This window comes from Demequina ureilytica, from assembly GCF_048553575.1.
In the GTDB taxonomy this organism is placed as follows: Bacteria; Actinomycetota; Actinomycetes; order Actinomycetales; family Demequinaceae; genus Demequina.
This window is the reverse complement of record NZ_JBLZIE010000001.1, coordinates 1,262,303-1,284,029: the sequence shown is the minus strand read 5'-3', so window position 1 is coordinate 1,284,029 and position 21,727 is coordinate 1,262,303. Positions and strand designations below refer to the sequence as shown.

General features: G+C 68.8%; 18 protein-coding genes. 11 read left to right on the top strand and 7 right to left on the bottom strand.

Annotated features, from left to right (window positions below):
- The first annotated feature begins 38 nt into the window (after positions 1–38).
- The 5 genes from ACNI3K_RS05855 (at position 39) to ACNI3K_RS05835 (ending at position 5,327) form a co-directional block, all read left to right on the top strand.
- Positions 39–1,790 carry a choice-of-anchor I family protein gene (locus tag ACNI3K_RS05855; protein ID WP_419390905.1) on the top strand — a complete coding sequence of 584 codons (1,752 nt, stop codon included), beginning with the start codon at positions 39–41 and terminating at the stop codon, positions 1,788–1,790.
- A gap of 169 nt (positions 1,791–1,959) precedes the next feature.
- A complete protein-coding gene (locus ACNI3K_RS05850; RefSeq protein WP_419390904.1) occupies positions 1,960–2,730 on the top strand; it encodes a MerR family transcriptional regulator in 771 nt (256 codons plus the stop codon).
- 182 nt (positions 2,731–2,912) lie between these two features.
- A complete protein-coding gene (locus ACNI3K_RS05845) occupies positions 2,913–3,479 on the top strand; it encodes an NADPH-dependent FMN reductase (RefSeq protein ID WP_419390903.1) in 567 nt (188 codons plus the stop codon).
- Between the two features lie 131 nt (positions 3,480–3,610).
- Positions 3,611–4,945, top strand: coding sequence for a cryptochrome/photolyase family protein (locus ACNI3K_RS05840; RefSeq protein ID WP_419390902.1), 1,335 nt, complete (start codon positions 3,611–3,613; stop codon positions 4,943–4,945).
- Positions 4,946–4,955: 10 nt separating this feature from the next.
- Positions 4,956–5,327, top strand: coding sequence for a DUF1801 domain-containing protein (locus ACNI3K_RS05835; protein ID WP_419390901.1), 372 nt, complete (start codon positions 4,956–4,958; stop codon positions 5,325–5,327).
- Positions 5,328–5,339: 12 nt separating this feature from the next.
- Here ACNI3K_RS05835 and ACNI3K_RS05830 read toward each other — a convergent pair whose 3' ends face one another.
- Positions 5,340–6,290 (bottom strand): 2-hydroxyacid dehydrogenase, encoded by a 951-nt coding sequence (locus ACNI3K_RS05830; RefSeq protein WP_419390900.1) that lies wholly within the window; start codon positions 6,288–6,290, stop codon positions 5,340–5,342.
- A 149-nt stretch (positions 6,291–6,439) separates the two neighbouring features.
- Complete coding sequence (locus ACNI3K_RS05825) at positions 6,440–7,459, bottom strand: LacI family DNA-binding transcriptional regulator (protein ID WP_419390899.1); 1,020 nt, start codon at positions 7,457–7,459, stop codon at positions 6,440–6,442.
- 133 nt (positions 7,460–7,592) lie between these two features.
- Here ACNI3K_RS05825 and ACNI3K_RS05820 point away from each other — a divergent pair, with 133 nt between their 5' ends.
- From ACNI3K_RS05820 to ACNI3K_RS05795, 6 genes are read left to right on the top strand one after another with little or no spacing between them, the layout of a single operon-like run.
- Positions 7,593–8,957 (top strand): ABC transporter substrate-binding protein, encoded by a 1,365-nt coding sequence (locus ACNI3K_RS05820; protein ID WP_419390898.1) that lies wholly within the window; start codon positions 7,593–7,595, stop codon positions 8,955–8,957.
- Positions 8,958–9,003: 46 nt separating this feature from the next.
- Positions 9,004–10,056, top strand: coding sequence for a carbohydrate ABC transporter permease (locus ACNI3K_RS05815; protein ID WP_419390897.1), 1,053 nt, complete (start codon positions 9,004–9,006; stop codon positions 10,054–10,056).
- Between the two features lie 2 nt (positions 10,057–10,058).
- Complete coding sequence (locus ACNI3K_RS05810) at positions 10,059–10,952, top strand: carbohydrate ABC transporter permease (protein WP_419390896.1); 894 nt, start codon at positions 10,059–10,061, stop codon at positions 10,950–10,952.
- Positions 10,952–13,261 (top strand): beta-xylosidase/alpha-l-arabinosidase, encoded by a 2,310-nt coding sequence (locus tag ACNI3K_RS05805; protein WP_419390895.1) that lies wholly within the window; start codon positions 10,952–10,954, stop codon positions 13,259–13,261. The genes ACNI3K_RS05810 and ACNI3K_RS05805 overlap by 1 nt, the downstream gene beginning before the upstream one ends.
- Positions 13,258–14,520: an endo-1,4-beta-xylanase gene (locus ACNI3K_RS05800; RefSeq protein WP_419390894.1), complete on the top strand. Its 1,263-nt coding sequence runs from the start codon at positions 13,258–13,260 to the stop codon at positions 14,518–14,520. Before ACNI3K_RS05805 ends, ACNI3K_RS05800 begins: the two co-directional genes overlap by 4 nt.
- 8 nt (positions 14,521–14,528) lie before the next feature.
- Positions 14,529–15,569, top strand: coding sequence for a LacI family DNA-binding transcriptional regulator (locus ACNI3K_RS05795; RefSeq protein WP_419390893.1), 1,041 nt, complete (start codon positions 14,529–14,531; stop codon positions 15,567–15,569).
- A gap of 60 nt (positions 15,570–15,629) precedes the next feature.
- Here ACNI3K_RS05795 and ACNI3K_RS05790 read toward each other — a convergent pair whose 3' ends face one another.
- From ACNI3K_RS05790 to ACNI3K_RS05770, 5 genes are all read right to left on the bottom strand, one after another.
- Complete coding sequence (locus tag ACNI3K_RS05790) at positions 15,630–17,627, bottom strand: heavy metal translocating P-type ATPase (protein WP_518486592.1); 1,998 nt, start codon at positions 17,625–17,627, stop codon at positions 15,630–15,632.
- Between the two features lie 96 nt (positions 17,628–17,723).
- Positions 17,724–19,241 carry an Asp-tRNA(Asn)/Glu-tRNA(Gln) amidotransferase subunit GatB gene (gene gatB / locus ACNI3K_RS05785; protein WP_419390892.1) on the bottom strand — a complete coding sequence of 506 codons (1,518 nt, stop codon included), beginning with the start codon at positions 19,239–19,241 and terminating at the stop codon, positions 17,724–17,726.
- Positions 19,242–20,753: an Asp-tRNA(Asn)/Glu-tRNA(Gln) amidotransferase subunit GatA gene (gene gatA, locus ACNI3K_RS05780; protein ID WP_419390891.1), complete on the bottom strand. Its 1,512-nt coding sequence runs from the start codon at positions 20,751–20,753 to the stop codon at positions 19,242–19,244.
- Positions 20,750–21,046, bottom strand: coding sequence for an Asp-tRNA(Asn)/Glu-tRNA(Gln) amidotransferase subunit GatC (gene gatC / locus ACNI3K_RS05775; protein WP_419390890.1), 297 nt, complete (start codon positions 21,044–21,046; stop codon positions 20,750–20,752). The genes gatA and gatC overlap by 4 nt, the downstream gene beginning before the upstream one ends.
- Positions 21,047–21,111: 65 nt before the next feature.
- Positions 21,112–21,675, bottom strand: coding sequence for a GNAT family N-acetyltransferase (locus ACNI3K_RS05770; protein ID WP_419390889.1), 564 nt, complete (start codon positions 21,673–21,675; stop codon positions 21,112–21,114).
- Positions 21,676–21,727 lie beyond the last annotated feature (52 nt).

The window sequence follows — 21,727 nt, the reverse complement described above, 5'->3', positions numbered from 1 at the left end:
TGACGCCGTCGGGAGCACCCGAAACTCGGAGGAAACTCGTGCCCCTCAGCACCGCATCATCCCCGCGCGCCCGCCTCGTGGCGTCCTGCGCAGCCGCCGGCGCCACCGTCGCCCTCGGCGCCGTGCTCGCCGTCCCCGCCACCGCCGCTGTGATCGACGAGCCGCTCGTCGCCACTGGCGACAGCACCGTGACCCTGACGCCCATCGGCAGCCACGACACCGGCGTCTTCGACGAGTCCGCGGCGGAGATCGTCGCCTTCCACGCCGGCACCGAGCGCTTGTTCACTGTCGACGCGAACGCGGGCGACATCCGCGTGCTCGACGCGTCGGACGCGACTGCTCCCGCCCAGCTGTTCACCCTGTCCGCAGCCGGCATCGCATCCGCGGACGGCTCGACCATTCCCGCCGGCGCGGTCGCCAACTCCGTCGACGTGCGCTCGGACGGCCTCGTCGCCGTCGCCATCGAGGCGCCCGTCAAGACTGACGACGGCTGGCTCGCGTTCTTCGACGCAGACGGTGCCGCGCTCGGCGCGGTGCGCGCCGGCGCGTTGCCGGACATGGTGACGATCACTCCGAACGGCAAGCGTGCCGTGGTCGCGAACGAGGGCGAGCCCTCAGACGACTACGACGTGGACCCCGAGGGCTCGATCAGCGTTGTCGACCTGCCCAAGAAGTTGGGCGCACCGTCGCAGCAGGACGTCGCCACCGCAGACTTCCACGAGTTCGAGGACGCGTTACCGGCCGGTGTGCGCATCTTCGCCGGGGTCGACGGCGCTGACATGCCCGTCTCCCGTGGTCTCGAGCCCGAGTACGCCACGGTGGACCCCAGGTCCCGCACCGCGTACGTGACACTGCAGGAGAACAACGCGGTCGCCGTCGTGGACCTGGCTTCTGCGACCGTCACCGACATCCTTCCGCTAGGCGCCAAGGACCACTCGATCGAGGGCAACGGGATAGACGCGTCGGACGAGGACGGCCCGAGCGCCTACGACTACGAGGGCGCCATCTCGATCGGCACCGTTCCGGTGATGGGCCTCTACATGCCCGATGCGATCGCCTCCTACTCCTCGCGTGGCCGGACGTACCTCGTCACCGCGAACGAGGGCGACGCCCGCGAGTTCGGGGACTACGAGGAGCCCGTCCGTATCAAGGACCTGGGCGACGACGGCATCCCGCCGGTGTGCGACGGCGTGCTGACCGAGTCGCAGCTTGAGGACTCGGTGCTCGGACGCCTCGACGTCAGCACCGCATCTGGTCTGAGCGACGACGGCTCGTGCTACGAGACGCTCTACAGCTTCGGCGCGCGGTCCTTCTCGATCTGGTCCACGGACGGCGAGCGCGTGTTCGACTCGGGCGACGACTTCGAGACCATCACCGCACAGGTGGCACCCGCGCACTTCAACTCCGACAACGACGAGTCGACGTTCGACAGCCGTTCTGACGCCAAGGGCCCTGAGCCGGAGGCCGTCACCACCGGACGCATCGGCTCACGCACTTACGCGTTCATTGGACTCGAGCGTGTGGGCGGCATCATGGTCTACGACATCACGGTGCCGACCAGGTCCACCTTCGTGACCTATGTCAACAACCGCGACTTCGCCGCAGACCCCGAGTCGCCCGAGGCCGGCGACCTTGGCCCGGAGGGGCTGGCGTTCATCGACGCCAAGGACTCCCCCACGGGCGAGCCCATGCTCGCTGTCGCGAGCGAGGTCTCGGGGACCATGACCCTGTTCGCCATCGACGTCGCCCCCGGCGGCAAGGGCCAGGGCAAGGGCAAGGATCGTCGCTGAGCCTGCGCGCTCATCCAGTAGCGAGGGCCCGGGGGCCGGTCACACGACCGGCCCCCGGGCCCTCGGGCGTCTGCCCCTACGGTGCGGGTACTGCGCCGGCCAGCCTCCGCGCGCATCGGCCGCATGTGCACCTTGACATTGATGCAGCGTCAACTTCTAGAGTCGAACCATGAACACGACAGACATCACCGAGGACGACCTCGACATCGCCCAGGTCGCTCGCCTCACCGGCGTCACCAGCCGCACGCTGCGCCACTACGACCGCATCGGCCTGCTCACTCCGGCCTGGACGGGCGCGGACGGCCGCCGTCACTATGCCCGCCCCGAGCTGCTCCGCCTGCAGCACATCCTCGTGCTGCGAGAGCTGGGGACGAGCCTTGAGCGCATCGGCCGGATCGTCGATGCGGAGGACCCGACCGAGACGGTGGCTCAGCTGCGCGGCCACCTCGCCGGCCTCACCGCCGAGCGCGACCGCTACACGCGACTGGCCGCCACGGTCGCTCGCACCATCGAATCACTGGAGAAAGGCAAGACCATGACCACCGATCAGCTCTTCGACGGGTTCGACCACACCCGCTACGAGCCCGAGGCACGCCAGCGCTGGGGCGACGGCGCGGTCGACCGCTCTCATGCCAAGTGGGAGGGCCTCGGCGAAGAGGGCAAGCGCCAGCACATGCAGAGCGACCGCGAGATCGTCGAGGCCCTCGGCGCCGCGGTCCGCGTGGGCCTCGCCCCCGATAGCCCCGAGGTTCAGGAGGTCGTCGCCCGCCATCACGCCTGGGTGAGCGTCATCTGGACGCCGGATGCGGACGCCTATCGCGGCCTGACCCAGATGTACGTGGACGACGAGCGGTTCCGCTCTCACTACGACGAGATCGCGCCCGGTGCGGCCCAGCTGCTGCGCGACGGCGCCGAGGTGTACGCCGACACGCGCCTCTAGCGCCTGCTCGCTCCATGCGGCCGATGCGGTCGTCGCCAAGCCGACGACCGCATCGGCCGGTCTGGGGCCGGGCAAAGAACTTCGCTGGATGGGAATAGTTGAAAGATCATCTATTGTTGTACAGGTGTCGCCATCGCTGCCGACAGCCATGACCACCTGCACTCAACGATCAAGGACATCCCATGACTCGCATCGGTATCATCGTCGGCTCCGTCGCCGAAGGCTCCATCAACAAGAAGGTCGCGACCGTTCTTCCCACGCTCGCGGATGACCAGAGCGTCGAGTTCGTGCACCTCGACCTCACCGCTCTCCCCATCTACAACTACGAGCTCGACGGCAACTGGCCCGAGGTTGCCACCGAGTGGAAGCAGTCCATCGAGGACGTCGACGGCATCATCATCGTCACCCCCGAGTACTCCCGCTCGATCCCCGGCGCACTCAAGAACGCCCTCGACTGGGCCTCGCGCCCCTGGGGTCAGAACTCCTTCACCGGCAAGCCCGTCGCCATCATGGGCGCCTCGATCGGGACCACCGGCACCGCGATGGCGCAGCAGCACCTGCGCAACATCCTCGCGCACTTCTCGTCGCCCACGCTGGGTCAGCCGGAGACGTTCTTCCACTTCAACCCGGCCGCGTTCGGCCAGGACGGCTCGCTGCAGGACGACGCACAGGCGGCCGTGCTCGGTGGCTTCGTCAACGCCGCAGTGGACCACATCCAGTCGCACGCGCGCCTGAACGCGAACGTCTAATTGGGCGTGGCGCCTACGGAGGAAGCCGGACCGCCCCATCAGTGGTCATGAGCACTACGTAGGACGCAACGACGTCGCAGGACAGAACGGCCGCCGGGACTTCCCGGCGGCCGTTCTGCGTTGTGCCTCGCATGACACACGTGTGGTGGGCCCGCCGAGACCTGCGCCTGGATGACAATCCCGCATTGCTCTCGGCTCAGGAGGACGGCCCGGCGGTCGCGGTGTTCGCGTGGACTCCGGCCCTGCACTTCTGGTCGGGACGCCGGCGCGCCCACCTCGCTCGAGTGCTGTGGTCGCTGCGGGAGGAAACCGGCGGCGCGCTCGCCGTGCGCCGCGCACCTGCGGCCCACGCGGTGCTCGCCGCGGCCCGGCAGGCCGATGCGACGGTGGTGTGGGCAGCGCAGGAGTACACCCCTGCTGGCGTGCGCGAGCAGGCCGAAGTTGCCGAGGCGCTCGAGGCCGATGGCCGCGAGTTGCGCATGATCGGCTCGCCTTACGCCGTGGCCCCCGGCCGCGTGAGGAAGGCCGACGGCACGCCGTACCGAGTGTTCACACCCTTCAGAGGCGCGTGGCGTGAGCACGGTTGGCGCTCCCCCGCCGGTCCCGCCGACCCGGAGGGCTTCGCACACCTCGCACCGGACGCGTCCGACGTCGACATCGACCAGATCGCCGCGCACGGAGACAGCGAAGATCCGCTCGAGCGTCCCCACGAGTTCCGCGAGGCCCGCGTGCGCGAGGCGCTCGAAGACTTCGTCGGCGGCGACCTGGAGCACTACAGCGAAGAGCGCGACCGCCCCGACCTGGACTCGACGTCTCACCTGTCGAGCGCGCTGGCATTCGGGCTGGTGCACCCGCGCACCGTGCTCGCGCTCACCGGCACCGTCGACCATTCGGCGGCCCGCACGTTCGAGTCCGAGATCTCGTGGCGTGAGTTCCACGCCGACACCCTGTGGCACGAACCGCGGGCTCTGCGCGAGTCGCTGAGCACCGTCGTCCTCGAGGAGGACTGGACGAGCGGGCCCGATGCTGACCGCGCCTTCATGGCGTGGCGCGACGGACGCACCGGCTTCCCGCTGGTGGACGCCGGCATGCGGCAGCTGGCCTCCACGGGGTGGATGCACAACCGAGTGCGGATGGTCGTCGCGAGCTTCTTGGTCAAGGACCTGCACCTGCCGTGGCAACGCGGGGCCGACCACTTCAGGCGAGCACTCGTGGACTATGACCACTCCCAGAACCAGCTCAACTGGCAGTGGGTCGCGGGCACCGGCCGCGATGCCTCACCGTACTTCCGCATCTTCAACCCGGACACGCAAGCGGCCAAGTTCGACCCGAACCGAAGGTATGTCGAGCGCTGGGTTCCCGAGCTGGACACCCCCGCCTACCCGGCGCCCATGGTCGACCACAAGGCGGAGCGAGAGACGGCGCTCGCGCTCAATCAACGCGCGAAAGGCACACAAGGGCGGTAGCGTCGAAATCATGAGGGGCGATGAGGTGGACCGCTGGATGAGCCACTACGACAATCCGATGAGGGACGTCGTACAGCGAATCCGCCAGGTGATCCTGTCCAGCGACGACCGCGTGACCGAGTGCCTCAAGTGGGACACCCCCACCTTCACGTACAAGGGCAACATCGCGAGCTTCTTCCCCAAGTCGACCCAGCACGCGACGCTGATGTTTCACCAGGGCGGGCTCATCCCCGGCACCTTTCCCCACCTCATCGGTCAGGGAACGGTCGCGCGCGCGATGAAGATCGTGTCCATCGCCGAGGCCGAGGAGCGCCGCGACGAGATCAACTCCCTCGTCCAGGCTTGGATCGAGTGGAAGGACCTGGACCCCGCCCTGAACTGATGGGCGCCGCGCTCAGGCCGGGAAGGCACCCATCGCGACGAAGTTCACGGGATCGTCGCCGTGACGCATCGCCTCCACCTGCCGCCGCACCAGTGCCGTGTAGCGCTTGTCGGTCAGCAGCGCGAATCCCGCGACGTGCGGCACCACGATGCACCCGGGGGCGGAGAACAGCGGGTGGCCATCCGGCAGCGGCTCGGGATCCGTCACGTCCAGCGCCGCGCGCAAGCGGCCCGCCTCGAGCTCGGCGAGCAGCGCGTCCGTGTCCACCACCTTGCCGCGACCGACGTTGACCACCAGGGCATCGTCCGGAAGGGCTGCCAGGAAGCCCGCGTCCACCAGGCCCTCCGTCTGCTCGGTGAGCGGCGTCACCAGGAACACGACCTCCGCATCGGGCAGCAGAGCGGGAAGGTCCTCGATGGCGCGCACGTCGGTGCCGTCGGGCGCGGTGCGGGCCGATCGCGCGACGCCGGTGACGCGCGCCTCGCACGCGCGCAGCCGCTCCCCGAGAGCGGCACCAATGCTTCCGTAGCCGATGACGAGGCAGCGACGGTCCGCGAGCGACGGGGCGTAGAAGTCCGCCTCCCAGGTCTCGCGCGACTGCGCGTCCCAGAACTTGGGGAGCCGGCGCTGGCTGGCGAGAGCGAGCGCGAGCGCCATCTCCGCAGTGCGGGAGTCGTGCACGCCCCTGGCGTTCGCGAGCTTCTTTCCCGCGGGGATGAACGGCATGGCGTGCTCGTAGCCCGCGGACGGGATCTGGATCACGCGCAGGTCGGGGCACTCCGCCAGGCGGCCGTAGACCGCCTTGCCGCCGGAGAGGTGCGGAATGCACGCGATCGTGATGCGTTCGCGCTCCGCCTCCGGGACGGGATCCGCGCTGGGGTCCCACACGATGACCCGGGCGTCGTCGCCCAGCTCACCCAGGGCATCGGCAATCTTCTGGTGGGGAACGGCGACGGTGATCATGCCGCCAGTGTCCCACCCCTGGGACCCGCTCCGCCTGCCATCCGGACCGTCACCAACATCTGCGGCGATGGCTCGCCGGCATCGCGACTGTTGGGGTGCGGGGGCCGGCGTGTTGCGCCGGCGGATGTTCGGGAGGACCCGGTGCAGGGTCAGGGAATGGACGCGGCCCGCACCTTCTGGGGCGGCGGCGCCGTGCTGCCTCGCACGATGAGCTCGGTCGACATGCGCACGTGTGTCTCGCGCTCCACGCCGTTGATGATGTCCAGCAGCATCTCCATCGCCGCACGACCCATTGCCTGCATGGGCTGACGAACGGTCGTGAGCTGCGGCACCGCCAGCGACGCCTCAGGGATGTCGTCGAAGCCCACGACGGACAGGTCCTCCGGGATGTTGAGGCCGTACTCGTGGGCGACCTCCATGGCGCGGATGGCCGTGACGTCGTTGGCGGCGAAGATCGCGGTGGGGCGGTCCGGCAGCTCGAGCAGGTCGCGCGTGATCTCGGCCGCACGGTCCGGGGCGTAGCGGGACTCTCGCACGAGCGACGGGTCGACCGGCACGCCGGCGTCCTCCATCGTGCGCCGGTAGCCTGCCTCGCGCAGGTGCGCCGAGTCCAGCTCGGAACGCCCACCCAGGAACGCGATGCGGCGGTGCCCGAGCGAGATCAGGTGCGCGGTCGCCTGTTTGGCACCCGCGTACGAGTCCGCGTCGATCGTAGGCATCGACGACGGACCGAAGTGCGGGTCGACGGCGACCGCGGGGACGATCGTGCGGGCGTCGAGGACGGTCGGGGTGACGAGCACGGCGCCATCGATAAGCGAACCTCCCAGGCGCGATAGCGAACGTCGCTCCCAGCCATGCTGATCCCCACCAGAGTGCGACAGCAGCTCATAGCCGCTGCCGCGCGCGCCGATGGCGGCACCCTTGAGGAGCTCGGCGCTGAACGGCTCGAAGTCGGGCACGAGGATGCCCAGCACGTTGGTGCGCTGGTTGCGCATCGAGGCGGCGATAAGATTTGCCTCGTAGCCGAGTTCGGCAATCACCCCTTGAACGAGCTCCACCGTGTCCTTGGCAACGCCGTAGCGGCCGTTGACGACTTTGGACACTGTGGCGACGGAGACTCCCGCCTTCGCAGCGACATCCGCCATCTTGACGCGAGGGGCAGTTTCCATGGCCCGATGCTACCGCGCCGAGTCTCCGCAATGCGCTTGTGACTAAAACGTTATCCATAACGATTGACACGGTGCGTTGCCGCCTGCCATAGTTCCCGTGTTCAGCTGGTCAACGAAGATCGAAAGGACGGACATGGCGAACATGCGACGCGCGACTGCCATCACGGCATTCGCAACATCAGCCGCTCTCTTGCTGGCTGCGTGCAGCAGCGGAGAAAGCGACGACGACACCACGGAGCCCACTGACGCTGCCACCAATGGGCAGGCAGAGGAAAGCGCGGAACCGGTCACCCTCACCTGGTGGCACAACGCGGTTGCCGGCGACAACGGCGAGAATGCCCTAGGCGACTACTGGCAGACCGTGGCTGACGACTACACGGCGGAGAACCCGCACGTGACCATCGAGATCGAGCAGATCCAGAACGAGGACCTTCAGCGCACGCGCATCCCGCTCGCGCTGCAGTCCGGCGACGCTCCTGATCTCTTCCAGGCGTGGGGCGGTGGCGAGCTGGTGAGCCAGGTCGAGTCCGGCTACGTCATGGACCTGTCGGAGACGCTTGCGGAGGATGTCGACCGCCTGGGCGGCGGTGTCTCTCCGTGGCAGCACGAGGGCTCGACCTACGGTCTTCCCTTCACGTTCGGCGTCGAGGGCATCTGGTACCGCGAGTCCTTGTTCGAGGAGGCCGGCATCACCGAAGAGCCCGCCACCATGGACGAGCTCAACGATGCGGTCCAGGCTCTCAAGGACGCGGACATCACGCCCATCGCGGTGGGTGCTGCCGACGGTTGGCCCGCTGCACACTGGTGGTACAACTTCGCGCTGCGCTCGTGCTCGCAGGAGGTCATGGCGGCCGCAGGCGTTGACCGCGACTTCTCGGACCCGTGCTGGATCGAGGCTGGAGAGCAGCTCGAGGAGTTCATTGGCACCGAGCCGTTCCAGGACCAGTTCATCTCCACCGTCGCACAGACGGGAGCGACGTCCTCCGCTGGACTCGTCGCCTCCGGTGACGCGGCCATGGAGCTCATGGGCCAGTGGAACGTCTTCGTGTACGAGGGCTTCACGGACGGCACCGACGAGGGGATCGCTGCGCTGCAGGACGACCTCGGCTGGTTCCCGATGCCCGCGACCGACGGTGGCGAGGGTGACCCCTCAGCCGCTCTGGGTGGCGGCGACGGGTTCTCCTGCTACGTCGACGCTCCGCCGGAGTGCGCTGACTTCCTGTCGTTCATCGTGAGCGACGAGAACCAGATGGCCTTCACCGAGGCCACGGGCGCACTGCCCGTCGCACCGGCTGCGGCAGACGCCGTGACCAACCCTGTGCTGGTCGAGCTGGCCCAGGTGGCCGGTAGCGCTGAGTACGTCCAGCTCTGGCTGGACACCTCCTTCGGCACCAACGTCGGTGGCGCGATGAATGACGGAATCGTCAGCATCTTCGCCGGCACTGGTGAGGCTCAGGACGTGGTGGATCTCATGACCGCCGCCGCCCTGACCGAGTAGGACTCATCCACCCGACCCCCTGATCCCAAGAAAGCGAGGCTCCCTGGTGACTGCACTAGAGGCCTCGGGTACGGGAACGGGCCCCGCCGCCGATGCCAAGGCATCGGTGGCGGGGTCCGACCCTGTCACACCCGCCGCATACGACCCCCGCCGCGACCGCCGCCGCAAGTGGCTCGAGATCGCCATCTTCGTCGGCCCCGCGCTGCTGATCTTCCTGGTCTTCGTGATCTTCCCGATGATCATGGCCGCGCGCTACAGCCTTTACAAGTGGGACTCCCGCCAGCCCTTCGAGCTCGCGGAGTTCATCGGATTCGACAACTACACCCGCGCTCTCATGGGCGGGACCGACCCCGAGACCAAGGACATCTTCTGGAAGGCGTACGCCCAGCCGTTCTGGAACGCCGTGGGCAACAACGCGCAGATCATCGCGCTGTCGATGCTCATCCAGTTGCCGATCGCGATGATCATCGCGCTGGTGCTGAACCGCAAGTTCCCGGGCCGTTCGAGCGTGCGACTCATCATCTTCGCGCCGTACGTCCTCAGCGAGGTCGTCGCGGGTCTGATGTGGCTGATGCTGCTCGACCCCCGCGGCCCGGTGACCGAGATGCTGGCGGCGATAGGAATCTCCGATCCGGCGGGTGGCTGGCTCGAGGACCCCGTAGCGGGCTTCTGGACCTTCTTCTTCATCGTGTCCTGGAAGTACATCGGCCTGGCGATCATCCTGTTCCTTGCGGGCCTCTCTGGGGTCCCGCCCGAGCTTCAAGAGGCGGCGTCGATCGACGGCGCGAGCTGGTGGCAGGTCCAATGGCGCATCAACATCCCCTTGATCGGACCCACGGTCCGGGTGTGGGCGTTCCTGTCGATCATCGGCTCGATTCAGCTGTTCGACATGGCCTGGGTGCTCAACAAGGGCGGTTCGACCGGCCAGTACTCCACCATCGCCACGCTCATGGTCGACATCGGCACGCAGCGCAACGACGGTGGCTACGCCTCCGCACTCGCCATCATCATGTTCATCTTCTCCATGGTTGCCGCGCTCACCTACATGGCCGTGGTCATGCGGCGTGACAATAGCGCCCGTGCTGGAAAGGGGGCCTAGCCATGGCCACCGCAGTCAAGGACGACACGACGCGCAAGTCGCACTCGTCACGTCAATCACGTACCCGCACAAGGCTCGGCGGGGACTCTTCGATCTACGTGACGATCTTCGTCGCCCTGATCGCCGTCGGGCTCACGCTCGGCCCCATCCTCTTCCTCGCGATCGGGGGCTTCCGTACGAACGGCCAGATCGCCGCCGACCCGACCGGACTCCCGGACCCATGGGTGTGGGAGAACTACTGGGCGATCCTCACCGGCTCCAGCTTCTGGGAGTTCACCCTCAACTCGGCGATCATCGCGGTGGCCACCACGGCCGGAGTAGTGCTGTTCGGCACGATGGCCGCATACCCGCTAGCGCGGTACTCGTTCCGCGGTCGCGAGGGCGTGTTCCTGATGTTCACGGCCGGGCTGATGTTCCCGCTCACCGTCGCGATCTTCCCGCTCTTCCTGTTGCTGCAGGATCTGGGACTGGGCGGCATGTGGGGACTGATCGTGCCGCAGGTGGCCTTCGCGCTGCCCGTGACGGTGATCATCATGCGTCCGTTCCTCGCGGCACTCCCCGACGAGCTCGAGGAGGCGTCATTCATGGACGGCCTGACCCGTGTGGGGTTCTTCTTCCGCATGGTCCTTCCGCTGGCGCGACCGGGCATGGTCACCGTGGGCGTGCTCGCCTTCCTGGGCTCGTGGAACGCGTACCTGCTGCCCCTCGTGATGCTGACGGGCCGCGACGCTCCCACGACGCTGCCGCTTGGCGTGACCCAGTTCCAGGGCCAGAATGCCGCGGACTTCGCGGGCATCATGGCGTACACGTTCCTCGCCATGATCCCGGCCCTCGTGTTCTTCCTGATGATGGAGAAGCGCATTGTCGATGGACTGTCGGGAGCGGTGAAAGGCTGATGACGATGAGCACCGATTCCCTCAGCGCGCCCTCGCGCGCCGAGATCCGACGCAACGGCGTCAGTCCCAGAGTGCGTGCGCTCGTGGCGGAGCTGTCTCTCGACGAGAAGCTCGCACAGATCGTGGGCTTCTGGGAGGGAGAGGAGGGCGACTCTGTCGCGCCGCTCCAGGGCGAGCTCGCCGCGACCGGGAAGCTGGACGATGCCATGCAGCACGGCCTCGGCCACCTCACGCGGGTCTACGGCACCAATCCCGTCGAGCCGGACGAGCGGGCGGCGTACCTGTGGCAGCGGCAGCGCTCGCTCGTCAGGGACACCAGGCCCGGCATCCCCGCACTCGTTCACGAGGAGTGCCTGACCGGACTCGCGGCGTGGAAGGCAGCCACCTTCCCCACCCCCCTCGCGTGGGGCGCAGCCTTCGACCACGAGCTCGTGGAACGCATGGGCGCCCTCATCGGCAGCTCGATGCGTTCGCTCGGAATCCACCAGGGCCTCGCCCCCGTGCTCGACGTCATCCGCGACGTGCGCTGGGGACGAGTCGAGGAGTGCATCTCCGAGGACCCCTATCTCGTAGGCACCGTCGGCACGTCCTACGTGCGCGGCATCCAGTCGGAGGGCGTCGACGCGACCCTCAAGCACTTCGTCGGCTACTCGGCGTCGCGCGCCGGCCGCAACTTCGCGCCGGTCCACGCGGGCAGGCGGGAGCTGCAGGACACCCTGCTCATCCCGTTCGAGATGGCCGTGCTCGACGGCGGCGTGCACTCCATCATGCACTCGTACGCGGAGATCGACGGGCTGCCCGTGGCCGCGGACCCCGAGCTGCTCACCGTCAAGCTGCGCGACGAGTGGGGCTTCGAGGGCGTGGTCGTGGCGGACTACTTCGGTGTCGCGTTCCTCCACCTGCTGCACGCAGTGGCGGCGGACCTGGGAGAGGCCGCCGCCCAGGCGCTGGCCGCCGGCGTCGACATCGAGCTGCCCACGGGAGACGCGTACCTGGCGCCGCTGAAGGCCGCCATCGAGGCGGGCACCGTCGACGTCGCGCTCGTGGACCGCGCCGTCGAGCGTGCGCTCGCGCAGAAGGAGCGTCACGGGCTGCTGGACGCCACGTTCGACGAGGAGCCGCCCACCGGCGTCGATCTCGACTCCCCCGCGCACCGCGCGGTGGCGCGCGAGCTCGCCGAGAAGTCGGTGGTGCTGGTCTCGAACGACGGCACCCTGCCGCTGGAGGCCAGCAACGAGAGTCAGGTGCTGGGCGTGATCGGTCCGAACGCGGACCGCTTCGCGGCACTCTTCGGCTGCTACTCGTTCGCCAACCACGTGCTGTCCCAGCGCCCGGGCGTCGATCTCGGCTTCGAGGCGCCGTCGGTGCTCGAAGGGATCCGCGAGGAGTTCGCGGGCACCATCCTGGCCGCGCCGGGCTGCGGTATCGACGATGACGATCGCTCGGGCTTCGACAAGGCGCTCGAGGTCGCACTCGAGGCGGACACCGCCATCGTCGTCGTCGGCGACGAGGCCGGTCTGTTCGGCCGCGGCACCGTCGGCGAGGGCTGTGACCGCGATGACCTAGAACTGCCGGGAGTGCAGCGCGAGCTCGTCGAGGCCATCCTCGACACCGGCACCCCCGTGGTGCTCGTGATGCTGACGGGACGCCCCTACGCGGTGGCGTGGGCGATCGACCGTTGCGCAGCCGTCGTCCAGGCATTCTTCCCCGGCGAGGAGGGCGCGGGCGCGGTCGCTCGCGTGCTGTCCGGACGAGTCAACCCGTCGGGCCGGCTCCCGGTCACCCTTCCCCGCTCGGTGGGAGCGCAGCCCTACTCCTATCTGCACCCCAAGCTGGGCGGCGACGGCGAGGTCACCAACCTGTCCACCGCCCCGGCGGCGTGCTTTGGCCACGGGCTGTCGTTCACGTCCTTCACTCACGAGGAGCTCCAGACCGCCGATGCGCCCACGGACGGCTCGATCGTCGCATCGGTCCTGGTGACAAACACAGGCGACCGCGAAGGCGACGAGGTCGTGCAGCTTTATGCGCACGACGTCGTCGGCTCGATCACCCGCCCGGTCGCCCAGCTTGTCGGGTACCACCGCGTGAGCCTCGCACCCGGCGAGAGCAAGCGCGTCGAGTTCACGGTGCCCACCACCAGGCTGGCATTCTCGGACCGCTCCTTCGCGCGGATCGTCGAGCCTGGCGCGATCGAGCTGTGGACCGGTACGAGCCACAATCGGCTGACCCAGGCGAGCCTGAACCTGGTGGGCGAGGCGCACCCGGTGACTTTCCGCTCGGCCCGCTGGACCACGACGAGGATCGCGTGACCACCGAGCGCGGCACCGACCACCGCATGGGCGAGGCGTCGGTGACCGTCACCGACGCCTCCGGACGGCCCGTGGCCGAACAGAAAGTCACCATCGAGCAGACCCGGCACGACTTCTCGTTCGGCAACATCGGGTTCGACCTGGTCGAGTGGATAGGCGGCGAGGGCGACGCAGGCACTCACCTGTTCGGCGGCGCCTCCGTCGCCTCCGCGCCGGAGCTCGCCGACAGATATCTCGAGCTCTACAACGCCACCACCCTGCCGTTCTACTGGCGCGGCTTCGAGCCCAGCCGTGGGGAGCCGGACACGCAGCGCCTGCTGCGGGCCGCCCGGTGGTTCGCGGATCGCGGGGTATCCGTCAAGGGGCACCCGCTGCTGTGGCACACTCTCGCGCCCCAGTGGCTCATGGAGCTCGACGACGCGGAGGCGGAATCCGTCATGCGCGCACGGATCGTGCGAGAGACGCACGATTTCGCCGGAGTGGTCGATCTCTGGGACGCCATCAACGAGGCGGTCATCCTGCCCGTCTTCACGGCCGATCCGAACGCCGTCACGCGTCTTGCACAGACCAAGGGCCGCGTCGAGATGGTGCGCATGGCGTTCGATTCTGCGCGCGAGGGCAACCCGAACGCGCGGCTCGTGCTCAACGACTTCGACCTGTCCGCCGACTACGAGCGGCTGATCGAGGAGTGTCTGGACGCGGGCATCCAAATCGACGCGATCGGCCTGCAGACCCACATGCACCAGGGGTACCGCGGGGAGGATGCCGTCTGGGAGATCCTCGAGAGGTTCGCGCGGTTCGGCCTGCCGCTGCAGATGACCGAGACCACGCTCGTCTCGGGCGACCTCATGCCGCCCCACATCGTGGACCTGAACGACTACGTGGTGGACGACTGGCCTTCCACGCCGGAAGGCGAAGAACGTCAGGCCGAGGAGATCGTGCGTCACTACCGCACGCTCGTCTCGCACCGCTCGGTCGAGTCGATCACGTACTGGGGCCTCACCGACGAGGGCGCGTGGCTGGGCGCTCCGGCCGGGCTACTCCGTCGCGACGGCAGTCCCAAGCCCGCCTTCGACGCCCTGCTCGGCCTGATCAAGGACGAGTGGTGGGTGGCACCGACTCAGATGCGCACCAACGGCGAGGGCAGGGTGGACGTGCGGGGCTTCGCGGGCGACTACCGCATCTCGCACGGCAACAGCAGCGCCGACTTCCACATCGACCGCGGCGCCCCGGCGCGCGCTAGCGCCACGCTGGAGTAGGGAAAGCGATGACCTCCGACCGACAACGAAGTCGATCGCCCAGGGTCACGATCGGAGACATCGCGGCGCACGCGGGCGTGTCCATGCCCACCGTCTCGCGCGTCCTCAATGGGCGCGCGGGAGTGTCCGACGAGACCAGGGCGGCGGTGCAGCGCCTGCTCGACGAGCACGGCTACGAGCGCCGCGGGACCGCATCCCGTCAGCGCGTGGGTCTCATCGACTTCGTGCTGCGCGACCTCGACGCCATCTGGGCGATGCCGCTCATCCAGGGCGCCGAGACCGAGGCCATGCGGGTGGGAGCGAGCATCGTGCTCACCTCCACTCACGGCAGATCTGCGGGCAACCGGCGGTGGATCCAGCACCTCGCGAGTCGGCGCACCGATGCGGTGGTGATCGTCGTGTCCGAGCTGTCGGCCGGCGCGGCTGAGGAGCTGAGCCGTCTCCACACACCCGTGGTCCTCGTGGACCCAGTCGGATCCGCCCCGGGCGACATGCCCGCCGTCACGGCCGCGAACCGCGCTGGCGGCCGCATTGCAACCGAGCATCTCCTGCGGCTCGGCCACCGGCGCATTGGCGTCATCACCGGCCCGGCGGGGGTGAGCTGCTCCGAGGACCGGCTTGCGGGGTATCGGGACGCGCACCTGCGCCACGGCATCCCGCTCGACCCCGAGCTGCAGGCCTACGGGGACTTCATGCCCGCCTCGGGCCTCGTAGCGGCACGCCGCATGCTGGGCATGGCCCGCCGCCCCACCGCCATCTTCGCGGGCACCGACCAAACCGCATCGGGCGTGTATGCCGCCGCGCGCGAGCGAGGGATGCGCATACCCGAGGACCTGTCGGTCGTGGGGTTTGACGACGTCATCCTGTCGGAGTGGCTGCAGCCGCCGCTCACGACCGTGCGCCAGCCGCTCGAGCAGATGGCGCGGGCCGCGATCCGCGTGGCCGCCCAGATCGCCTACGAGGGCAGGCGCCCTACCGGGCGGCTGGAGCTGCCGACCTCGCTCACGCTACGCTCATCCACCTCGGCGCCCGCGCGCGCGGCGGCCTAGGAGCGGGCCCGGGTGCGTCGCTGAGCGGACCGCGGGGCCGATGCGTTCCCCCGCCAGCCGTCAGCCCGTCGCCTGGTCTGGGCGCAGGTTCACGCGGCGCAGCAGCTGCGCATTGGCCGCCACGACGATGGTCGACAGGCTCATCGCGATGGCCGCGACGGCCGGCGGCATCGTGACTCCTGCCCAGGCAAGTGCGCCAGCCGCGACCGGGATCGCGATGACGTTGTACCCCGTGGCCCACACCAGGTTCTGGCGCATCTTGCGGTACGACGCGCGCGACAGATCGATGACCGACAGCACTCCGCGCGGATCGGAGCTCGCGAGCACCACACCCGCCGCCTCCATCGCCACATCGGTACCGGCGCCGATCGCCAAGCCCACATCCGCGCGGGCGAGCGCGGGGGCGTCGTTCACCCCGTCGCCGACCATCGCGACCCTCGCGCCCTGACTCTGGAGCCGGGCCACCGCATCGTCCTTGTCTCCGGGAAGCACCTCGGCAAACACCTCGTCGATTCCCAAGTCGTGGGCGACCGCATCGGCGACCGCCTGCGAGTCGCCCGTGACGAGCGCGACTGCGATTCCCCTCTGGTGGAGCGCATCGACGGTCGCACGGGACTCCTCACGAATCGGGTCCGCGGTGGTGAAAGCCCCCACGACCTCCCCGTCGACCACCACATGGAGCACGGCACCACCGCGCTCGCGCCACCGAGCCGCCGCGTCGGTCAGCGCCTCGGGCTCGGCCACGCCCAGCTCCGCCAGCAACGCGGGGCCGCCTACCGCCACCTCGTGGCCCTCCACGTGGGCGCGCACACCCTTGCCCGGCACGGTGTCGTTCGTCTCCGCGGAGGGAATCTCCATATGCCGTTCGCGCGCTGCGACTACGACGGCGCGTCCCACGGGGTGCTCGGAGTCGCTTTCGGCCGCCGCCGCGAGAGCGAGGACCCGGTCGGCCTCCCAGCCGTCAACCACTGCGGTGTCGGTCACGTCGTGGGAGCCCTCGGTCAGGGTGCCGGTCTTGTCGAACAGCACCGTGTCCACCGTGCGCATCGCCTCGAGAGCCTGGGTGTCCTTGATCAAGATGCCCTGCCGCGCGCTCGACGAGGTGCCGATGGCGATCACCAGCGGGATGGCCAGGCCCAGCGCGTGCGGGCAGGCGATCACCAGCACGGCCACGGCCCGAGTGAGACCCGTAGCGGGGTCGTCGACGATCGAGCTCACGGCGAGGGTCAGCGCGGCGGCACCGAGCGCGATCCAGAACAGCCACGCAGCCGCGCGATCGGCCAGGCGGCGTGTGCCCGAGTGCGACTCCTGCGCCGACTGCACCATGCGTTGGACGCCCGCCAGCGCGGTGCCTTCTCCCGTGGCAGTGACCCGGATCCTGAGCGAGCCGTCGGTCGCGACAGTGCCGGCCACGACCGCATCGTCCGTGCGCTTGGAGACAGGTGCCGACTCGCCGGTGATCAGCGACTCGTCCACCGCCGCATCACCGCGCACGATCGTCCCGTCCGCGGGGATGCGCCCGCCGGGACGGACCACCACCACGTCGTCCTCGGCGAGCTCCGAGATCGGCACGGTCTCAGTAGTGTCGCCGTCCGTGACCCGCTCGGCATCGTCCGGCAGCAGCTCGGCGAGCGCCTCCAGAGCGCCCCGCGCCTGACCCACCGCCTTCATCTCCTGCCAGTGGCCGAGGAGCATGACCACGATGAGCGCGGCAAGCTCCCACCAGAAGTCGAAGTCTCCGAGGCCCAGCGTCGCGGCTGACGACGCCAGGAAGGCCACGGTGATCGCGAGCGAGATCAGCGTCATCATGCCCGGGCGCCGCCGAGTGATCTCGTCCCGCCACGCCATCGACAGGAAAGGCCAGCCACCCCACGCGAAGATCGCCGTGCCGAGCAGCGGAGGGACCCACGCCGTGCCGGGCAGGTCGTAGTTGAACCAGTCCTCGACCATCTGGCTCGTCGCGATCACCGGGACCGCGAGGACCAGGTTCCACCAGAACAGCCGGCGGAACATGTCCGCGTGGCCCGAGTGGTCAGTGCCGTGCTGCTGATGATCCATGGATACCTCCTGATAGGAGAACGTCCCTGCACCGTAAACCTTCCACTTCAGTGGAAGGTCAAGCCGTGGCTCGTGCGCGGCGGCGCAGGCCCAGCGCTACTCGCTGACCCCTGCGCGCTGAAGAATGATCTCCCGCACTCGGCCAGCATCGGCCTGACCGCGGGTTGCCTTCATGACCGCACCCACGATCGCGCCCGCCGCCTGCACCTTTCCCCCCTGGATCTTCTCCAGGACGTCGGGCTGAGCCGCGAGCGCATCGTCCACGGCCTTCTCGAGCGCGGAGTCGTCCGAGACGACCTCGAGGCCGCGGGCCGCGACCACGTCGGCCGGCGACCCCTCCCCCGCAAGCACGCCTTCGAGCGCCTGGCGGGCCAGCTTGTCGTTGATGCGCCCCTCATCGACCAGCCCCTGGAGCTGCGCGATGTGCTCCGGGGTGACCGGCAGGTCACGCATAGCAACGTCGCGATCGTTCGCGGTGCGGGCCAGCTCGCCCATCCACCACTTGCGCGCTGCCTGCGGCGACGCCCCGGCGGCGACGGTCGAGGTGATCAGGTCCAGGGCATCGGCGTTGACCGCGTCCCGCATCTCCAGGTCGCTGAAACCCCAGTCGACCTTGAGGCGGGCACGCATTTTGGCGGGGTGCTCCGGCAGAGTGCCGCGCAGCTCCTCGACCCACTCGCGGCTGGGCTCGACAGGCAGCAGGTCCGGCTCCGGGAAGTAGCGGTAATCCTCCGCCTGCTCCTTGGAGCGTCCAGGCGTGGTCGAGCCCGTACCTTCCTGCCAGTGGCGAGTCTCCTGCACCACGGGCTCGCCCGCCAGCAGCAGCCCGGCCTGTCGCGAGGCCTCGTGATGGATCGCGCGCTCGATCGCGCGCAACGAGTTGACGTTCTTGGTCTCGCTTCTCTTACCGAACGGCACCAGGTTCTGGTCCTCGCCGGGCGCGGCCTTGGCACGCAGCGACAGGTTCACGTCGGCTCGCACCGACCCCTGCTCCATACGGCCGTCCGAGATGTCGAGAGCCTTGACGATGTCGCGGATGGTCGCCACGTACGCACGGGCGACCTCGGCTGTGCGGGCACCCGCGCCCGTAATGGGGTGTGTCACGATCTCCACGAGCGGCACGCCGCCGCGGTTGTAGTCGACCAGCGAATGCGAGGCGCCCTGGATGCCGCCGGTGCCACCCACGTGGGTGTTCTTGCCGGCGTCCTCCTCCATGTGCGCGCGCTCAATGCCGATGGTGAAGACCTCGCCGTCATCGAGCACCACGTCGAGGCTGCCCTCGAAGCATGTGGGTTCGTCGTACTGCGAAATCTGATAGTCCTTCGCGAGGTCCGGGTAGAAGTAGTTCTTACGCGCGAACCGGCTCGACTCCCGGATCTGGCAGCCCAGCGAGAGCCCCAAGCGGATCGCGGACTCGACGGCCTTCTGGTTGGTCACCGGCATGGAGCCAGGCAGTCCCAAGCACACCGGGCACACTTGCGTGTTGGGCTCGTTGCCGAACTGGTTGGCGCAGCCGCAGAACATCTTGGTCGCGGTGTTGAGCTCAACGTGGACCTCGATCCCGAACACCGGGTCGAACTGCTCCATGGCCTGCTCGTACGTCAGGGCGGTCACTTATGCCACCTCCAGCTCGGGGGCCTGGGCGGCCAAGGGGCCGCCCCACTCGTCGGTCAGCGCCTTTTCGAGCGCCGCGCCGATGCGGTAGAGACGGGCGTCCTCGTGCGCGGGGGCGAGGATCTGGAATCCCGTGGGAAGCCCGTCCTCGGGCGCGATGCCGGACGGCAGCGACATGCCGGGGATGCCGGCCAGGTTGGCGGGGATCGTCGCCACGTCGTTGAGATACATCGCGAGCGGATCGTCGATGCGCTCGCCGATCTTGAACGGCGTCGTCGGTGTGGTGGGGCTCACCAGCACGTCGGCCTGCTCGAATGCCGCGGCGAAGTCGCGCTGGATCAGGGTGCGCACCTTCTGGGCGGACCCGTAGTACGCGTCGTAGTACCCCGCGCTCAGCGCGTACGTGCCCAGCATGATGCGGCGCTTGACCTCGTCTCCGAGCCCTGCGGCACGGGTCGCGGCCATGGTGCGCTCGATCGTGCCCTTCTCGACTCGCATTCCGAACCTCACCGAGTCGAACTTCGCCAGGTTGGACGACGCCTCTGCGGGGAGGATCAGGTAGTACGCCGCGAGGGCGTACTCGAAGCTCGGGCAGGAGACCTCCACCACCTCGGCGCCCAGGGCGCGGAGCTTGTCGAGCCCCTCCTCGAAGCGCTGTTCGACACCGGCCTGGTAACCCTCGCCCGAGAGCTCCTTGATGACGCCCACCCGCACGCCGCTCAGGTCGCCGTCGCGGCCCTGACGTGCCGCCTCGACACAACCAGGAATCGGCTCGTCAAGGCTGGTGGCATCCATGGGGTCGTGACCGCCCATGACCTCGTGCAGGAGCGCGGCGTCCTCGACGCTGCGTGCGCACGGGCCCAGCTGGTCCAGCGAACTCGCAAGCGCGATCGCGCCGTAGCGGGAGACACCGCCGTACGTGGGCTTCACCCCCACGGTGCCGGTCACGGAGGCTGGCTGACGGATCGAGCCGCCCGTGTCGGAGCCGATCGCGAGTGGGGCCTCCCATGCCGCGATCGAGGCCGCGGAGCCGCCGCCCGAACCACCAGGGATGCGGTCGAGCGACCACGGGTTGTGGGTGGGGCCGTAGCCCGAGTGCTCGGTGGATGAGCCCATCGCGAACTCGTCCATGTTGGTCTTGCCGAGGATAGGCATGCGCGCCTCGCGCACCTTGCGGGTGACCGTCGCGTCGTACGGCGGCTCCCACCCCTCGAGGATCCGCGAGCCCGCCGTCGTGGGCATGCCCTGCGTCACGAGGATGTCCTTGATGGCGATGGGGACGCCGGCGAGGGCAGGCAGCTCCTCCCCTGCGGCACGCGCCTCATCAACCTCGCGCGCAGTGGCGAGCGCACCCTCGGCATTCACGTGCAGGAACGCGTGGACGTCGCCGTCCACGGCCGCGATGCGGTCGAGGTGGGCCTGAGTGAGCTCTACCGACGTGATCTCGCCTGCACGGAGAGCGGCCGCCATCTGCGCGGCGCTCAAACGGGTCAAGTCCCGGGGGGCCGTCATGCCTCCTCCCCCAGGATCTGAGGCACGCGGAACCGGCCGTCCTCGGCCTCGGGCGCACCTGACAGCGCGGCCTCTTGCGTGAGCGAGGGACGGACCACGTCCTCGCGGTGCACGTTGGACATCGGGATCGGGTGGCTCGTGGCGGGAACGTCGTCACCGGCGACCTCAGCGACCTTGGCCACCGAGTCGACGATCGCGTTCAGCTGGCCGCCCAGCCGGTCGAGATCCTCGTCGGTCATATCGATCCGGGCGAGCGCCGCGAGGCGCGCCACGTCTGCGCGTTCAAGTGACATGCCCACGAGTCTAGTGGCGACGCAAACGTCGATTCCCCCGGCGCTTGCGTCGACGCGGCAACCGGTCAATCGGCGGGTCTGGGCTCCCAGGAGTAGCCGATGAGCCGAATCCCACCCTCGGCCTCCGACACCTTCGAGACGGTGCCGTCCTCGTTGTCGATGACGGTCCAGTCGAGGTCCTCACGCCGCTCGAAGCCCATGCGCTCGTACAGTCGGTGCGCGACGTGCATGGACTCCATGGTCGACAGCACGATCCGCGACGCGCCCCATTCGACCGCGAGGTCCATCGCGGCCCGCGTGAGCTTCGCGCCGATGCCACGGCCGCGCTCGATCGGCGACACCGCGAGCATGCGCAGTTCAAATTCATCGCCTTGAGCGAGCTCCACGAAGCTCGAACCCGGCGGCACCACCGTGATGGTTCCCACGACGGGGCCCTCGCCCGATTCGCCGTCCACCATCATCAGCAGCATCGCCTCCTCGGCACGCGCATGGGCGTCCTTGAGCTGCGGGATGTAGGGGTGCGCCTGGTCGACGAGGCCGTCCGCCAGGTAGGCCAGGGCGGTGAGTTGGCCGATCTCGGTGAGCCGGCTCGACTCGCTCGGATCGACGATGCGAATGGTCTCGGCCATGACTCTCCTTCGACGACCTGCAGGCGGGCTGGAATCCAATGTAGCCCACCTC